Here is a 15,793-nt window from a genome sequence, read left to right as displayed (position 1 = left end):
TCAGTCTTCCTTCGGCGCCTCGGGAAGCGAGCGCTCTTCGCCCTGCACCCCTTGCAGAAGGTCCTGCAACTCGCCCTGCATCTGCACCAACTCGTCGCGGTAGCGCGAGGGCTCCATGGCCTTGATCACCTCGGTGAAGCCCGCCAGCACCTTGGCCTCGGACGCGCGGATGCGGTCCATCATATCGCCGTCGATGCCGCCAAAGACCGAGCGCACCGAAAGCCCGGCGCGTTTCATCACGGCGCTCATGGTCTCGGTCGGGTCCGCCTCGCCGCCGACGGCGGTGATCAGCGCCGTCAGGCGCTGTACCTGCTCCACATGCAGACCGTGAAAGCGCACGGCGACAAAGCGGAACTCGGGATCGGCCTTTTCGACCATCTCGTCAAACCACGCCCGTGCGCCGACGCTGCGCGCCTGCAGATGGTCCAGCAACTCAAGCTGGCGGGCGCTGGCGGTGATCACGTGCTGGTCTCTCGGAACATCCTTCATGGGCGTATCCTCCGGTTGTGTTACCGGATTAACGTGCCTGCGCGCAGCCGGTTCCCCGCGCCGCCCAGGCTTCAGCCGAGCGCCGCCACCGCTCCGGCCAGCGCCTGCAGCCCGGTCACCAGATCCGCCTCGTCGGTATCTTCCGCAAAATCATGGCTGATCCCGCCGATCGACGGCACGAAAAGCATGGCCACCGGCATCAGGTTCGACAGATTGGTGGCATCGTGCAGAGCCCCCGAGGGCATCAGCCGCCACGCACCCGGCGCGGCGGCCTCGGCCCCCTGCTCGAGCGCCGCGCGCAGCCGCGCATCCATGGTCACCGGCGCCAGTTCCAGCTTCGGCGCGAATGTCAGCTCCAGCCCGGTCTCGGCGCAAACCTCGTTGATCGTCTCGCGGGCGATGGCCTCGATCCGGTCGAGCCGGTCCGCATCGCCGTCGCGCCACTGCAGGGTAAAGCGCACCTCGCCGGGCACGATGGCATGGGCGTTGGGATGCACCTCCACATGGCCGATGGTCCAGACCGTCGCCGGGGTGACCACATTGCGCAGGCGCTCATTGAGCCGCGTGGTGAATGTGGCGAGCCCCTGAAACGCATCCTTGCGCAGGCGCATTGGCGTCGTACCAGCGTGGTTCTGCTGACCCTTGAGCACCATGGTCTGGTTGCGCATGCCCACGATGGCCTCGACCACGCCGAGGCTGCCGCCCTCGGTGTCGAGCACCGGGCCCTGCTCGATGTGCATCTCCAGAAACCCGGTGAACCGGTCGGGATCGAGGAACGCCCCGGCACGCGCCCCGAGCCCCTTGCGCGCCTCGGCCAGAGTCACACCATCCGGCCCCTGCAGCGCGTCGGCTTCGGCAAGACTGATGTTGCCGCCCCAGATGGCGCTGCCGGTGGTCACGCCAAAGCGTCCTTCCTCATCTTGAAACGACACGCAGGACACCGGCGGGCCGCCCGCCTCCTGCGCCGCGCGCGCCACCTCGAGCCCCGCGATCACCCCCAGCGCGCCATCGAGCCAGCCGCCCTCGACCTGACTGTCGGAGTGCGAGCCGATGAGCAGCGATGGCCCGTCGGTCAGCCCGAAGAGCGAGCCCACCGGGTCGAAATGGCTGCGCAGACCCGCCTCTTCCATGCGCCCCGCCAGCCAGTCGCGCGCGGCAATATCCGCCTCCGAGAAAGCCGGGCGGCACACGCCCTTGCCGACCCCGGTCGCGCCGAAGCTGCGCAGCATGTGCAGGTCGGACAGAAAACGCTCGGGGTTCACGGGAATGCCGGTCATGATGCGGTCTCCTTGGGGTTGGTGTCTCGGGGTGGTCAGCTGCCGCGCAGGATGGTCTCCAGCGCCGCGCGGTAATTGGGCGGGATCGGCACGGGGCGGTTTTCGGCATCGGCGGCCACATGCACCACGAAACCCTCGGCGCAGGCGCTCTCGCCGTCATTGCGGAACAGCCCCACCTCGAAGCGAGCCGAACTGCGCCCAAGGTGACCGCAGCGCAGCCCCGCGTGCAGAAGGTCGGGAAACCGCGCCTCGGCATGATAGGTGCAGCCGTTCTCGACCACCAGCGAGCGCAGCGCCCCCGCGCCTTCGATGGCAATTCCGCGATCCAGCTGCCAGAGCGTCACCGCCGTGTCGATGAAGGAGTGATAGGCGGCGTTGTTCAGATGCCCGTAGGCATCATTGTCCTCCCAGCGGGTAGGAATGGCAAAAAAGGCCGCATAGTCGGCGCGGCGGGCGGGCGCGGGCCGGCTCATCCCGAGCGGATCGCCCGGAACGCTGCCGAAGCGCCCCAGCCGGCGATCGCCGCGATGGCCAGCGACAACAGCCCGTAGGCCAGCGGCATCTGCCGCGAAAGCGTAAACAGCCAGCGCTCCAACCCGACCTTGCCGACCTGAATTTCGCTGTCGTGCTCGGCCACCACCTTGCCGCCGCGGGTCAGCAGCACGCGGGTCAGATAGCGCCCCTCGGAAATATTCGCGGGCATGGAGATCGAGGTGTCGAACAGCGTGCTGTCGCGCAGCTCGACGCTGTCTTCCTCGACGCGGTAGAGACCCTGCCGCTCGCGCACACGGATCAGCGCCTCGGTGAACGCCTCGGAATCCATAATGTCCATCGGCGCCCCGACCGAGCGGATGGCGCGCGGGATCGAGACCTCATGGCGCAGGTCCTCGACCGCCGAGATGGTCTCGTTCCATGGCGCCGAAGTGGCGACCGCGTAAAAGCTTGGCGCGCTGTCGATCTCCACCGCCTCGGCATTGACCCAAATCCCCAGCTTGCGCGCCTTGCGCCAGACGGTGACCGGCTCGAGCGGGCCCTCGACGGTGACGATCACCTGCAAGGGCGGGTCGCGCTGGATCGCCGCCTCGCGTTTGACCGCGCCGAAGATGAGAATGTCGGAGCCGTCGAAATCGGTGGTGATCGACACATTGGTGCGCGAGAGCCCCATGACCACCTCTTCGGCCCGCGCGGGCAGCGCGGCGATCAGCAGAAGAAGCGCAGCCAGAAGTCTCATCCCGCCACCAGCTCGTAAAGTTCAGATGGGGTGATGAAGAGATCCAGCGCCAGCTTGCCGCAGACCAGCAGCACCAGCGAGGCCAGCGCGATGCGCAGTTGCTCGGCCTTGAGCCTTGTGCCGAAAGCGGTGCCGATCTGCGCGCCAATGACCCCGCCGAGAATCAGGATCAGCGCCAGCATGATGTCGACGGTGTAGTTGGTGCTGGCGTGCAGCAGCGTGGTGAAGGCGCTGACAAAGATGATCTGAAACAGCGAGGTGCCGACCACCACCTTCGTGGGCATTCCCAGCAGGTAGATCATCGCCGGCACCATGATGAAGCCGCCGCCCACCCCCATGATCGCCGCCAGCACGCCCACCGAAAAGCCGACCAGCACCGGCGGGATCGCCGAGATGTAGAGCCCCGAGGTGCGGAAGCGCATCTTGAACGGCAGCCCGTGCACCCAGCCGTGGTGGCGCCGCTTCGGGGCCGTGCCCTTGCGCGATTTGAAGATGGCGTTGAGGCTCTCGACGAACATCAGCCCGCCGATGATCCCCAGAAACACCACATAGCAAAGCCGCACCAGAAGATCGACCTGCCCCAGCCCCTTCAGCAGGTTGAAGATCCAGACCCCCAGCGCCGCGCCGACGAGCCCCCCGGCCAGCAGCACCAGCCCCATTCGCAGGTCCACCGTCTTGCGCTTGAAATGCGCCAGCACGCCGGAAATCGAGCTTGCGACGATCTGGTTGGCGCCGGTGGCCACGGCGACGGCGGGCGGAATGCCCATGAAGAACAGCAGCGGCGTGATCAGAAAGCCGCCGCCGACGCCGAACATTCCCGACAGAACGCCGACGATCCCGCCCAGACCGAAGAGCAGGAAGACATTGACCGAAACCTCGGCGATGGGGAGGTAGATCTGCATGCCGCTGACTTTGCGTCCGCGCTGGCGATTTGGCAACCAAGCGGGATGTGACGTTGATGTGTCGCGGCGGAATTCACACAACCCCCGCGCCGCGCCGGGTGGCTGGTGGAGCGATGCGTATTTTTAAAGAGAAGAAGCCCGCTGCCGGGGCGCCTGTCCCTTCTTCTCTTTTAAAATACGCCGGGGAGCGCGAGGGGCAGCGCCCCTCGCACCTTTGTTCAAGCCGCCTCAGCGTTCCTTCACATAGGGCTCGCCCCCGGCACGTGGCGGGATCGCCTTGCCGACGAAACCGGCAAGGATCACCACGGTCAGGATGTAAGGCAGCGCATCCATCACCTGCACCGGAATGATGAACCCGCCAAGGTCAATGTTCTGATAGCGCAGCGCCACCGCCTGCAGCAGGCCGAAGAGCAGGCAGGCGTAAAGCGCGTACCACGGCCGCCATTTGGCGAAGATCAGCGCCGCCAGCGCGATATAGCCGCGCCCGGCGGTCATCTCGCGCACGAAGCCCGCCTGCAGGCCGGTGGCCAGATAGGCCCCCGCGAGGCCGCAGAGCAGCCCGCAGATGGCGATCGCCGCATAGCGCAGCGCGACCACCGAGACACCGGCGGTGTCCACCGCCTCGGGCGCCTCGCCCACCGCGCGCAGGCGCAGGCCAAAGCGGGTGCGATAGAGGATCCACCAGGTCAGCGGCACCATCAGGAAGGCGACGTAGACAAGGATCGAATGGCCGGAGATCAGCTCGTAATAGAGCGGGCCGATGAAGGGCACGCCGCGCAGCGCCTCGGCGAAGGGCAGCGTGATGCTCTCGAAGCGCCCGCCGCCCATCAGCGAGGGTGTGCGCCCGCCCTGAGAGAACCAGTCCTGCGCGATCAGCACCGTCAGCCCAGAGGCGAGGAAGTTGATCGCCACGCCCGAGATCAGCTGGTTGCCGCGGAAGGTGATCGAGGCGAAGCCGTGGATGAACGACATCACCATAGAGGCGGCGATGCCCGCCAGCAGGCCGAGCCAGACCGAGCCGGTGACCGCCGCGATGGCCGCCGACAGGAAGGCCGCGGCGAGCATCTTGCCCTCGAGCCCGATGTCGACGATGCCCGAGCGTTCCGAGAACAGCCCCGCAAGGCAGGCCAGCAGCAGCGGCGTGGCGAGGCGCACGGTGGAATCGAGCACCTGCAGAAGCGTCGCGTAATCCATCACGAGGACCTCCGGCGCATGGACATGAAGAGCTTTTCGAGCGGCAGGCGGACCATATTGTCGAGCGCCCCGGTGAAGAGGATCACCAGCGCCTGAATAACGGTGATCAGCTCACGCGGGATATTGGTCCAGAGCGCCAGTTCCGCCCCGCCCTGATAGAGAAAGCCGAAGAGCAGCGCCGCGAGGAACACGCCCACCGGATGCGAGCGGCCCATGAGCGCCACGGCGATGCCGATGAAGCCCGCGCCCTCGGTCGCGTTGAGCACCAGCCGTTCGGCCTCGCCCATGGTGGTGTTGAGCGCCATCATCCCCGCAAGCCCGCCGGAGATCAGCATGGCGACGACGGTGATGCGCACCGGCGAGATGCCGGCATAGCGCGCGGCGCTTTCGGACTGGCCGAAGGCGCGGATCTCATAGCCGAGCTTGGTGCGCCAGATGAGAAACCAGAAGGCGATGCAGGCGGCGACCGCAAGGAAGAAGGTCACATTTGCGGGCGAGCCGCGAAACAGCGGGTTGCCCTCGGTGGCGAACATGTCTTGGAACGTCGGCAGATGGGTCGCTGCCGGGAACGTGCCGGTGGCGGGCTCCATGGCGCCGACCGGGCGCAGCAGGTTCACCAGAACGTAGTTCAGCAGCGCCGCGGCGATGAAGTTGAACATGATCGTGGTGATCACGATGTGGCTGCCGCGCTTGGCCTGCAGCCATGCCGGGATGAAGGCCCAAGCCGCACCAAAAGCCGCCGCTGCCAGCGTCGCCACCAAAAGCGCCACCGACCAATGCGGGAAGGGAATGAACAAGCACGCCAGCGCCACCCCGAGCCCGCCGATCATCGCCTGCCCTTCGCCGCCGATGTTGAACATCTTGGCATGAAAGGCGATGGCGACGCAGAGGCCGGTGAAAATGAAGTTGGTCGTGTAGTAAAGCGTGTAGCCCCAGCCGGACGAGCGCATCAGCGCGCCGTCGACCATCAGCTTGAAGGCCTCGATCGGGTTCTCACCGATGGCGAGGATCACCCCGGCCGACAGGATCGCCGCCAGCAGGATCGAGATCAGGGGCACGAGCACCGCATCGGCCCAGGCGGGCATCTTATCCATTCGGAACCTCGTTCGTCTTTCTGGTCCGGGCAGCGCCCTGCGGGCGCTGATGCCTCCGGCGGGCGTATTTGGGGAACAATGAAGCGGCGCGGTCAGTCATGCTGGCTTGCCTCGCGCGCTTCTTTCTCGTGCAGCGAGGCGTCCACCGCGTCGATGAGCTTGCCTTCGGGCTTTTCGGTGACCCCGGCCATCAGCAGGCCAAGCTCGGTCTGGTCGGTTTCATCCGGCATCCGCTCGCCCATGATCTTGCCGTCGAACATCACCGCGATGCGGTCGGACAGCGAGAAGATCTCGTCAAGCTCCACCGAGACCAGAAGGATAGCCTTGCCCTTGTCGCGCAAGCGGATGATCTCTTGGTGGATGAACTCGATGGCACCGATGTCGACGCCGCGGGTGGGCTGACCGATCAGCAGCACCTCGGGGTCTCGCTCGATCTCGCGCGCGAGCACGATCTTTTGCTGGTTGCCGCCCGAGAAGTTGCGCGCGGCCAGCGCCGGGTTCGGCGGGCGCACGTCGTAGCGGGTCATCTTGTCCTGCGCTTCCTCGCGGATCAGCGCATTGTTCATCAGGATGCCCGACTGGTAGTGCGGATCGCGGTGGTAGCCGAAGACCGTGTTTTCCCACGCGGTATAGGCCATGATCAGCCCTTCGTGCTGGCGGTCTTCGGGCACATGGCCGATGCCGACGGCGCGGCGCGCGCTGCCATCGGCGCCGACGCCCGAGAGCGGCAGGTTTTGGCCGTGCATGATCACCGTGCCGGTGCCCTCGGCAGAGCCGCCCAGCACCGACAGAAGCTCGGACTGACCATTGCCCGCGACACCCGCGATGCCCAGCACCTCACCGGCGCGCAGCTGCAGCGACACGCCCTTGAGCCGCTCGACCCCGGCGCTGTCCACATGGCGCAGGTCCTGCACGTCGAGCAGCACCTCGCCGGGCTGCGCTGCTGCCTTGTCGACGCGCAGCAGCACCTTGCGCCCGACCATCAACTCGGCGAGCTGCTCGGGCGAGGTTTCGGCGGTCTTGACGGTGGCGGTCATCTGCCCGCGGCGCATCACCGAGACGGTGTCGGTGATCTCCATGATCTCGCGCAGCTTGTGGGTGATCAGGATGACGGTTTTGCCCTCGGCCCGCAGGTGGTCGAGGATGCGGAAGAGGTGATCGGCCTCGGCCGGGGTCAGCACCCCGGTGGGCTCGTCGAGGATGAGAATATCGGCCTGACGGTAGAGCGCCTTGAGGATCTCGACGCGCTGCTGGTGGCCGACCGAGAGGTTCTCGACCAGCTCGTCGGGATCGACGGCCAATTCGTATTCCTCGGCCAGTTGCTTCAGAATACCGCGCGCGCGCGCCAGCGAGGGGCGCAGCATCGGGCCGTCCTCGGCGCCGAGGATGACGTTTTCCAGAACGGTGAAGTTCTGCACCAGCTTGAAGTGCTGGAACACCATGCCGATGCCCGCCGAGATCGCGGCCTGACTGTCGGCGATGTCCTTCTTGGCGCCATTCACCCAGATCTCACCCGCGTCGGCCTTGTAGAAGCCGTAGAGGATGGACATGAGGGTGGATTTACCGGCGCCATTCTCGCCGATGATGCCGTGGATCGTGCCGGGCATCACGCGGATCGAGATATCCTTGTTGGCCTGGACGGGGCCGAAGGCTTTGGAGATGCCCTTCAGCTCGATGGCGGGGATGTCGTTCATGCGGAGCCTCACGGCATTGGATAAGTACGGCCCGGCCTCCTGTAAACGAGGAACCGGGCCACACGAAAGCAGAAATCGGGGACACGCCAGCAGGCACGCCCCCGATCGTCAAGAGGTGATCAGAAGTTCAGCGCGGGGCAGCTGTCATCCGCCGAGTAATCGTGAACCTCGATCTCGCCGGCGACGATCTTCTCGCGCGCCTCGTCAACGGCGGCTTTCATCTCGTCAGAGAGCAGCTCGGCGTTGTTCTCGTCGAGCGCGTAGCCGACGCCGTTCTCGGCGAGGCCCAGCACCTTCACGCCGGTCTTGAGCTCGGTGCCTTCGGTCATCGCCTCGGCCACGGCCACGTCGACGCGCTTGAGCATGGAGGTCAGAACCTTGCCCGGGTGCAGGTAGTTCTGGTTGCTGTCGACGCCGACCGAGAGGATGCCCTCGTCCGCGGCGGTCTGCAGCACGCCGATGCCGGTGCCGCCAGCGGCAGCGAAGATCACGTCGGCGCCTTGGCTGATCTGTGCCTTGGTCAGCTCCGAGCCCTTCACCGGGTCGTTCCATGCGGCGGGGGTGGTGCCAGTCATGTTGGAGATCACGTTGATGTCATCGCTGACCGCTTTGGCACCCTGCGCGTAGCCGCAGGCGAATTTGCGGATCAGCGGGATGTCCATGCCGCCGACGAAGCCAACAGTGCCCGACTCGGAGGCCATCGCCGCCAGCATGCCGACGAGGTAGGAGCCTTCATGCTCGGAGAAAAGGATCGACAGGACGTTGGGATGCTCTTCGGGGTCGACGAAACCGTCGATGGTCACGAATTTGGTGTCCGGGTAGTCCGCCGCCACCGAAGCGATCGGCGAGGACATCGAGAAGCCGGTGGTCACGACCGGGTTGAAGCCAGCCTCGGCAAAGCGGCGCAGGGCCTGCTCACGCTGGGCTTCGGACTGCAGTTCGATGTCCTTGTAGGAGCCGCCGGTCTCTTTGGCGTACATCTCGGCGCCGTTGAACGCGGCCTCGTTGAAGGATTTGTCGAACTTGCCGCCGAGGTCGTAGATCAGCGCCGGATCCGCCAGCGCGGCGCCTGCGGTCAGGGCCAGCGTTGCGGCGGTGCCGAGAATGGATTTCATGAGGGTCATAGGGTGCTCCCGGGTCTGGACGAGCGGGGTCTGTTCTGCGTGCCCCGCACTTTGGACTGCCCTGTGGCAGATCATGCCCGATAATGCGTTGCCCTAGCGGCGGGTCAACAGGTTTTTGCAAGTCCGCGCACAGGGTTGGCCTGCCGCAACGCCTAACCTCAGGTAAGCGCACGGCTCATGAGCAGCGCATCGTCGCGCCCGCCGCCGGGGCGGTGGTAATAGGCTTTCCGCCGGCCGGTCACCTGATAACCGCAGGCCTCGTAAAAGCCGCGAGCACCTAGGTTTTCCGACGCCACCTCAAGAAAGACAGTGGCCACACCGCGGGCCGCGGCCTGCGCCTCGAAGGCCTGCAAAGCCGCCCGCCCCGCCCCCTTGCGCTGCTGCGCGGGATCGGTGGCAAGCGCGAGGATCTCGGCCTCGTCCAGCATTACGCGGCCAAGCACAAAGGCACCCTCGCCGCTTACCAGCAGGCTGGAGGGCTGATCGAGCGTGCCCGCAAATGCCGCCTCGGTCCAAGGGTCCATATGGGTGTAGGCGCGGGCCGAGAGCGCGGCCAGTTCGGCGGCGGTCAGCCTCATGCGCTCAGTCCAGCAAGCGCGGCGCCGCATCGCGCGACGGCGCGGCATCGGCGGCGCGGATGTAAAGCGGAGCAGGACGGCGGCCCGGCTCCTTCTGCGCGGCGACCTGTGCGATGCGGATCGCCAGGTCCCGCGGCTCGGGCGGCAACACCGCGTCGCTGTCTTCGGCAGAGACCAGCGCCGGGGTTTCCCAGTTGCGCTGCACGTAGATCTGCCCGCGCGGTGCAGGCACCCCGGCCAGAACGTCGGGCTGTTCGTGATGGATCGCCTCGAAGGTGCTCACTCCGATGGCCGGAGCCTCCAGCCCCAGCGCCAGCCCGCGGGCGGTCGAGACCGAAATGCGGATCCCGGTGAAATTGCCCGGTCCGATGCCCACGGCGACCAGATCGAGATCGCCCCAGACAACCCCGCCCTCGGCCAGCACTTCCTCGAGCAACGGCATCAGGCGCTCGGCCTGTCCGCGGCCCATCTCCTCGGCCTTCGCCACCAGCACCTCGTCGCCACGCAGCAAAGCGGCCGCGCAATGCGCGGCCGATGTGTCGAAGGCAAGGATCAGTTGATCAGGCATGGATCGCTCCGGTGCGCTCAGACGGCGACCGGGCGTACCTCGGTCACTTCGGGGATGTAGTGGCGCAGCAGGTTCTCGATGCCCATCTTCAGCGTCAGCGTCGACGAGGGGCAGCCCGCGCAGGCGCCCTGCATGTGCAGGTAGACCACGCCACGGTCAAAGCCGTGGAAGGTGATGTCACCGCCATCCTGCGCCACGGCCGGACGCACGCGGCTGTCGAGCAATTCCTTGATCTGGCCGACGATTTCAGCGTCCTCGCCTTCAAAGGCCTTGTGGCCCGAGGCTTGCGCTTCGCCCGCCATGACCGGCTCGCCGGACTGGAAATGCTCCATGATCGCGCCCAGAACGGCGGGCTTCACATGGTCCCAATCGGCGGCTTCGTCCTTGGTGACGGTGACGAAATCATTGCCAAAGAACACGCCGGTGACACCGGCGACCGAGAACAGGCGCTTGGCCAGCGGCGAGTTGTCCGCGCCCTCGGGCGTGGGGAAATCCGCGGTGCCTGCCTCCAGCACGGTCTGGCCCGGCAGGAACTTCAGCGTCGCGGGGTTCGGGGTGGATTCGGTCTGGATGAACATCTGCGATAGTCCTTTTTGCGGGCTGGCCCCTATATGCGCCTCCGCCGCTCCAACGTCAAGTTTTGGAATCGTTCTAAATCGGATCCGTCGCTGAATTCCCGGTGCCAAACGTCAGTGCTGCGCCCAGAAGGCACCTGCCCTCCGGCACCACGGATGCCCCCTCAGGTGATCGCTTCGAGCCGTTCCTTGGACATGTCTCCCGGCACGATGGTCAGCGGGATCGGCAGGCTGCCCGAGCTGCGGGTCATCTGGCTGACCAGCGGTCCCGGCCCCTTCTTGTCGGCGGCGGCGCCCAGCACCAGCACGCCGATCGACGGGTCTTCATCCACCTGCGCGAGGATCTCGGTCACCGGATCGCCCTCGCGGATCACCAGTTCGGGATCAACCCCCTGACGGTCGCGCATCCATTTGGCGAAGACCTCGAAATGCGCCTCGATCCGCTCGCGGGCCTCGGCGCGCATGATGTCACCCACGCCGATCCAGTGGTTGAATTCATCGGGCGGGATCACCGACAGGATCGACACGCCGCCCTTGGTCTTGGCCGCGCGCATGGCGGCGAAACGCATGGCATTGAGACATTCGCGGCTGTCATCCAGCACGACGAGGAACTTGCGCATTGGGCTCTCCTTCGCGGCGATCATGGCGCAGGGGGCAGGCGCAGGCAATGTCGATTTCTCATCACTCGACCCGCGCCGCCAGACCGCGTGCGGCGGGCCGCAGCAGACGCGCGCCCAGCCAGCCGCCGAGGGCCGTCAGCGCCTGCGCAAGCGCCAGCCAGACCATCAGCCCCGCGGCGATCGCGTGATCCGAGACGCGCACCAAGGCCCGGAAGGTGCGGGATTTTCCGAGCACCTCCATCACCCCGCGCGTCTCGCTGCCCGCCACATCCGACACCCGCGCGAGCCGCGCCGCATCCTCGGCGCTGTCCACATGGCGCAGCAGCAACACGCCGTCGGTCATCGAGGTGTTGCCGACCACCCGGCTGACGTCGCCCGCCAGCGCTTCGGCTCTTGCCAGTCGCGCCGTGTCCGCCGCCGCGCCGCTGCCGCTGGCCAGCCGCCGCAGCATGCCCGCGTCGGCGAGGCGCGCCAGCTCGTCGAGGAAGGATGGCGTCAGGGTGCGCAGCCGCCGCCCCATGCGCAGCGCCGTGGCACCGGCCTTGACCGAGGCGGAACTGCCGCCGGTGACCACCAGCGCGCCCGTCGCCGCCAGCCCAACGGTGGCCAGCGTCACCTCCACCCCATCCACATCGCTGCCGCTGAGCCAGTCGCCGCCCGCACGGCGCAAAGCGTTGAGATCGCCGAGCGGCGTCAGTTCCAGCGGGATGCCGCAATAGGCCAGCATCTGCAGCGAGGGGCAATTGGCGATATCGGCGGCGCAAGTGCCGCAGGTGGCGACCTTGCCCCAGACGCTGTCCTTGGCCGCGCGCAACTCTTCGATCTGCCGCGCCTGCGCCGCGTCCGGCTGCTGACCGACGCGTGCGGCCAGCGGCAGCAGCATGTCGATCCGGTCAAGGTCCTGCGCCTCCAGCGCTTCGGCGATCTGCTGCGCGAGCCGCTCCGGGCTCAGCGCCCGCGCCAGCCCGGCGTCCAGCGCCTGCCGCACTTCGGCGGTGCTGGCCTGCAGGAAAGGCCGCGCGAAAGGGTTGGTCGAGAGGGTCCAGACCATCAGCAGCAGGCTGATCAGCAGCGGCAGGGCTCGGATCGAGCGCGCCAGCCCGCTGCGCCGCCGCCTCGGACGTCTGTGACCGCGCGGCTCAGACCGCAGATCGTCCCCCGGCAGATCGCGCCGCGGGGGATCGGCTTCGGCATAGCGGCGTTCGGCCCGCAGCACCGGGCGCTGCGGGTCCTTGGGGCGTGTCGCGACGAGCGGCGGCTCGCGGCGCAAGGCTCAGCCTTCGCTGAGTGCCCAGTCCCAGTAAAGCTCGCGCACGCGGCGCGTCACGGGACCGATCTGGTAATTGGTGTCTTCAAAGCCCGACACGGCGGTCACCTTCTGCAGGTTGCCCGAGAGGAACACCTCGTCGGCGCCCTCGAAGTCCTCGAAGCTGAGCACCGCCTCATGCACCTCCATGCCGTCGGCGCGCATGTTCTCGATGTGGCGCGCGCGGGTGATCCCCGACAGGAAGGTGCCATTGGCGATCGGGGTGAACACCGCGCCATCCTTCACCATGAAGGCGTTGGCCGTGGCGCTCTCGGCGACATTGCCGAGCGCATCGGCCACCAGCGCGTTGTCGAACCCGCGCGAGCGCGCCTCGACCAGCATCCGCGCATTGTTGGGATAAAGACAGCCCGCCTTGGCGTTGCAGACCGAGCTTTCCAGCACGGGCCGGCGGAACCGCGTGCGGCCCAGCCGCGATGCTGCGGTCTCGGGCGCCATGGGGATCTCTTCGAGCGAGATGGCAAACGCGGTGCCTTCGGCGCCCGGCACGATGGCAGTCGCGTCGCCCTGCGTCGCCCAATACATCGGGCGGATGTAGATGGCCGCCTCCTTGGGATAGGCCGAGAGCCCCTCCCAGACGATCTGCACCATCTCCTCGGCGGTGATCGTCGGCGTCAGCATCAGCGCCTTGGCCGAGCGGTTGATCCGTGCGCAATGGGCATAGAGATCGGGCGCAATGCCATTGACGCAACGCGCACCGTCAAAGACCGAACTGCCGAGCCAGGCCGCGTGATCTGCCGCGCGCATGATCATCGCGTCCCCGTCGTGCCAGGTGCCCTGGAAATAGGTGCGGATGTTCTTGCCCGTTGCCATCGTCATGTCTCCTGCGAAAGTTGCGCGGACCCTAAGCCCGCGCCGCCGCCACGTCCAGACCGCCCCGCCGCGCCCTCACGGAAGAGCGAGCGGCGCCCCCGCTCCCGGCCCTTTCATCTTTCCACAAATACTCGACAACACCCGCCCGCAAGGCGCAGCAAGCCCCTTCATTGTTCCCCAAATACGCAGCCCCGCGCGCCACACGCGCCGCCGCCGGGCCGCGTCAGCCCAGCGTCACGTCAAGGAACATCATCAGGATCAGACCAAAGAGCAGCCCCGTGGTCGCCCGCTTCTGGTGGCCGTTGCGGTGGGTCTCGGGCACGATCTCATGGCTGATGATGTAAAGCATCGCGCCCGCCGCGAAGGTCAGCCCCCAAGGCAGCAGCACCGAACTGACCGAGACCGCGACCACGCCCAGCAGCGCCCCGACCGGCTCGACCAACCCGGTGAGCGCGGTGTAGAGCAGCGCCTTGCTGCGGGAATAGCCCAGCCCCACCAAGGCCACCGCCACGGCCAGCCCCTCAGGCATGTCCTGCAGCGAGATGCCGGTCATCACCGAAAAGCCGTTGGTGCGGTCGACACCGTAAGCGACGCCGATCGACAGGCCTTCGGGGAAATTGTGGATCGAGATCGCCAGCACGAACAGCCAGATCCGCGCGAAGGTCGCCTGATCCGCCCCGCCCTCGGGGCCGGTCTTGAAATGCTCGTGCGGAATCGCGTGGTTGAGCCACGCCACGAAGCCCGAGCCGAAGGCGATGCCGCAGGCGGCGATGGCGGCGGCGACCCAGACCGAACCGGTCTGTTCCTGCGCCACGTCGATGCCCGGAATGATCAGCGAGAAATAAGAGGCCGACAGCATGACACCGGCGGCAAAGCCCAGCATCATGTCCGAGGTCGCCTGCGTCATCTTGCGTCCGACCAGCGCCGGGATCGCCCCTGCCGTGGTGGCAATCGCGGCGATCATGCCGCCCCCGACGCCCCAGAGAATGTCCTGCATGATGCCTCCGATCTGCATTCGCGCGCACTAAACGTGCTCTGCCGGGGAGATACAAGCACACGTCATTGCGCAAACTCTGGCGAAGCGGTAAGGAAACCTGACCACATAGCGGAGGAAGGCGGCCCATGCCGGTGATCACAGAGATCGAGGACCTCAAACGCATCTATCGGCGCAGGGTGCCGAAGATGTTCTACGACTATTGCGAGTCGGGCAGCTGGACAGAGCAGACCTTCCGCGAGAACAGCTCGGATTTCGACGATCTCTATTTGCGCCAGCGCGTCGCCATCGACATGACCGGCCGCAGCACCGCGACGCAGATGATCGGTCAGGACGTGGCGATGCCGGTGGCGCTGGCTCCGGTGGGCATGACCGGGATGCAGCACGCCGACGGCGAGATCCACGCCGCGCGCGCGGCCGAGAAATTCGGCGTGCCCTATTGCCTCTCGACCATGTCGATCTGCTCGATCGAGGATGTGGCCGAAAACACCTCCAAACCGTTCTGGATGCAGGTCTATACGCTCAAGGACGATGACTACATGAAGCGGCTCTTCGACCGCGCCAAGGACGCCAAATGCTCGGCGGCGGTGATCACGGTCGACCTGCAGATGCTGGGTCAGCGTCACAAGGACCTGAAGAACGGCCTGTCGGCCCCGCCCAAGCTGACGCCGAAGTCGGTCGCCAACATGATGACCAAAGTGCCGTGGGGGCTGGAGATGCTGCAGACCAAGCGGCGCTTCTTCGGCAATATCGTCGGCCATGCCAAGGGCGTGACCGACCCGTCGTCGCTGACCACATGGACGGCGCAGAGCTTTGATCAGGCGCTCGACTGGGACCGCATTCGCGAGTTCCGCAAGATGTGGGACGGCCCGCTGATCATCAAGGGCATCATCGACCCGCGCGACGCTTTGGAGGCCTGCAACGTCGGGGCCGATGCCATCGTGGTGTCGAACCACGGCGGGCGGCAGCTTGACGGCGCGCTCAGCTCGATCCGCGCGCTGGCACCGATCATGGACGCGGTGGGTGACAAGATCGAAGTGCACCTCGACAGCGGCATTCGCTCGGGACAGGACGTGCTGAAGGCCGTCGCCATGGGCGCCAAGGGCTGCTGGATCGGGCGCGCCTATATCTACGGGCTGGGCGCCATGGGCGAGGCCGGGGTCACCCGCGCGCTTGAGGTGATCCACAAGGAACTGGATGTGTCGATGGCGCTTTGCGGGCGCACCGACGTCAACACCGTAGATCGCGATATCCTGATGATCCCCAAGGGATTTTCCGGCGACTGGGAAGAATAACCGGGAGGTTTGTGCCCGAAC

Annotated in this window: 17 protein-coding genes; 1 reads left to right on the top strand and 16 read right to left on the bottom strand. The window is 66.6% G+C overall.

The features are described from left to right. The 16 genes from G0A00_RS13590 to G0A00_RS13515 all read right to left on the bottom strand — a co-directional run bounded on the left by G0A00_RS13590 (position 1) and on the right by G0A00_RS13515 (position 14,480). On the bottom strand, positions 1-489 hold the full coding sequence (locus G0A00_RS13590) for a DUF2383 domain-containing protein (RefSeq protein WP_164183617.1): 489 nt from the start codon (positions 487-489) through the stop codon (positions 1-3). 71 nt (positions 490-560) lie between these two features. Beyond that, the gene (locus G0A00_RS13585) at positions 561-1,757 is read right to left on the bottom strand and encodes a hydantoinase/carbamoylase family amidase (RefSeq protein WP_368667703.1); all 1,197 of its coding nucleotides are present in this window, start codon (positions 1,755-1,757) and stop codon (positions 561-563) included. A 44-nt stretch (positions 1,758-1,801) separates the two neighbouring features. Beyond that, positions 1,802-2,239, bottom strand: a complete 438-nt coding sequence (locus tag G0A00_RS13580; protein ID WP_164183613.1) for a thioesterase family protein — start codon at positions 2,237-2,239, stop codon at positions 1,802-1,804. Further along, on the bottom strand, positions 2,236-2,997 hold the full coding sequence (locus tag G0A00_RS13575) for a TIGR02186 family protein (protein WP_066107438.1): 762 nt from the start codon (positions 2,995-2,997) through the stop codon (positions 2,236-2,238). Before G0A00_RS13575 ends, G0A00_RS13580 begins: the two co-directional genes overlap by 4 nt. Beyond that, positions 2,994-3,899 (bottom strand): sulfite exporter TauE/SafE family protein, encoded by a 906-nt coding sequence (locus G0A00_RS13570; RefSeq protein ID WP_164183611.1) that lies wholly within the window; start codon positions 3,897-3,899, stop codon positions 2,994-2,996. Before G0A00_RS13570 ends, G0A00_RS13575 begins: the two co-directional genes overlap by 4 nt. Before the next feature lie 228 nt (positions 3,900-4,127). Then, on the bottom strand, positions 4,128-5,093 hold the full coding sequence (locus G0A00_RS13565; RefSeq protein ID WP_164183609.1) for an ABC transporter permease: 966 nt from the start codon (positions 5,091-5,093) through the stop codon (positions 4,128-4,130). Further along, on the bottom strand, positions 5,093-6,187 hold the full coding sequence (locus G0A00_RS13560) for an ABC transporter permease (RefSeq protein WP_066107447.1): 1,095 nt from the start codon (positions 6,185-6,187) through the stop codon (positions 5,093-5,095). Before G0A00_RS13560 ends, G0A00_RS13565 begins: the two co-directional genes overlap by 1 nt. A gap of 92 nt (positions 6,188-6,279) precedes the next feature. Beyond that, positions 6,280-7,881 carry an ABC transporter ATP-binding protein gene (locus tag G0A00_RS13555; RefSeq protein WP_164183607.1) on the bottom strand — a complete coding sequence of 534 codons (1,602 nt, stop codon included), beginning with the start codon at positions 7,879-7,881 and terminating at the stop codon, positions 6,280-6,282. Positions 7,882-8,000: 119 nt separating this feature from the next. Next, complete coding sequence (locus G0A00_RS13550) at positions 8,001-9,005, bottom strand: BMP family protein (RefSeq protein ID WP_164183605.1); 1,005 nt, start codon at positions 9,003-9,005, stop codon at positions 8,001-8,003. A 158-nt stretch (positions 9,006-9,163) separates the two neighbouring features. Further along, positions 9,164-9,583 carry a ribosomal protein S18-alanine N-acetyltransferase gene (gene rimI / locus G0A00_RS13545; RefSeq protein WP_368667701.1) on the bottom strand — a complete coding sequence of 140 codons (420 nt, stop codon included), beginning with the start codon at positions 9,581-9,583 and terminating at the stop codon, positions 9,164-9,166. A 4-nt stretch (positions 9,584-9,587) separates the two neighbouring features. After that, a complete protein-coding gene (tsaB, locus tag G0A00_RS13540) occupies positions 9,588-10,151 on the bottom strand; it encodes a tRNA (adenosine(37)-N6)-threonylcarbamoyltransferase complex dimerization subunit type 1 TsaB (RefSeq protein WP_164183603.1) in 564 nt (187 codons plus the stop codon). 17 nt (positions 10,152-10,168) lie between these two features. Then, the gene (locus tag G0A00_RS13535) at positions 10,169-10,729 is read right to left on the bottom strand and encodes a NifU family protein (RefSeq protein WP_066107460.1); all 561 of its coding nucleotides are present in this window, start codon (positions 10,727-10,729) and stop codon (positions 10,169-10,171) included. A 161-nt stretch (positions 10,730-10,890) separates the two neighbouring features. Beyond that, positions 10,891-11,346: a universal stress protein gene (locus G0A00_RS13530; protein ID WP_164183601.1), complete on the bottom strand. Its 456-nt coding sequence runs from the start codon at positions 11,344-11,346 to the stop codon at positions 10,891-10,893. Positions 11,347-11,407: 61 nt separating this feature from the next. Next, positions 11,408-12,616, bottom strand: coding sequence for a hypothetical protein (locus G0A00_RS13525; RefSeq protein WP_164183599.1), 1,209 nt, complete (start codon positions 12,614-12,616; stop codon positions 11,408-11,410). 3 nt (positions 12,617-12,619) lie between these two features. Then, positions 12,620-13,483 carry a branched-chain amino acid aminotransferase gene (locus G0A00_RS13520; protein ID WP_164183650.1) on the bottom strand — a complete coding sequence of 288 codons (864 nt, stop codon included), beginning with the start codon at positions 13,481-13,483 and terminating at the stop codon, positions 12,620-12,622. A 223-nt stretch (positions 13,484-13,706) separates the two neighbouring features. After that, positions 13,707-14,480 (bottom strand): ZIP family metal transporter, encoded by a 774-nt coding sequence (locus G0A00_RS13515; RefSeq protein WP_164183597.1) that lies wholly within the window; start codon positions 14,478-14,480, stop codon positions 13,707-13,709. Positions 14,481-14,605: 125 nt separating this feature from the next. Here G0A00_RS13515 and G0A00_RS13510 point away from each other — a divergent pair, with 125 nt between their 5' ends. After that, complete coding sequence (locus tag G0A00_RS13510; RefSeq protein WP_164183595.1) at positions 14,606-15,772, top strand: alpha-hydroxy acid oxidase; 1,167 nt, start codon at positions 14,606-14,608, stop codon at positions 15,770-15,772. The last annotated feature ends 21 nt before the right edge of the window (positions 15,773-15,793 follow it).

It is taken from the genome of Salipiger sp. PrR002 (assembly GCF_010500775.1).
Lineage (GTDB): Bacteria > Pseudomonadota > Alphaproteobacteria > Rhodobacterales > Rhodobacteraceae > Salipiger.
This window is presented reverse-complemented; position numbering and strand designations above follow the sequence as displayed.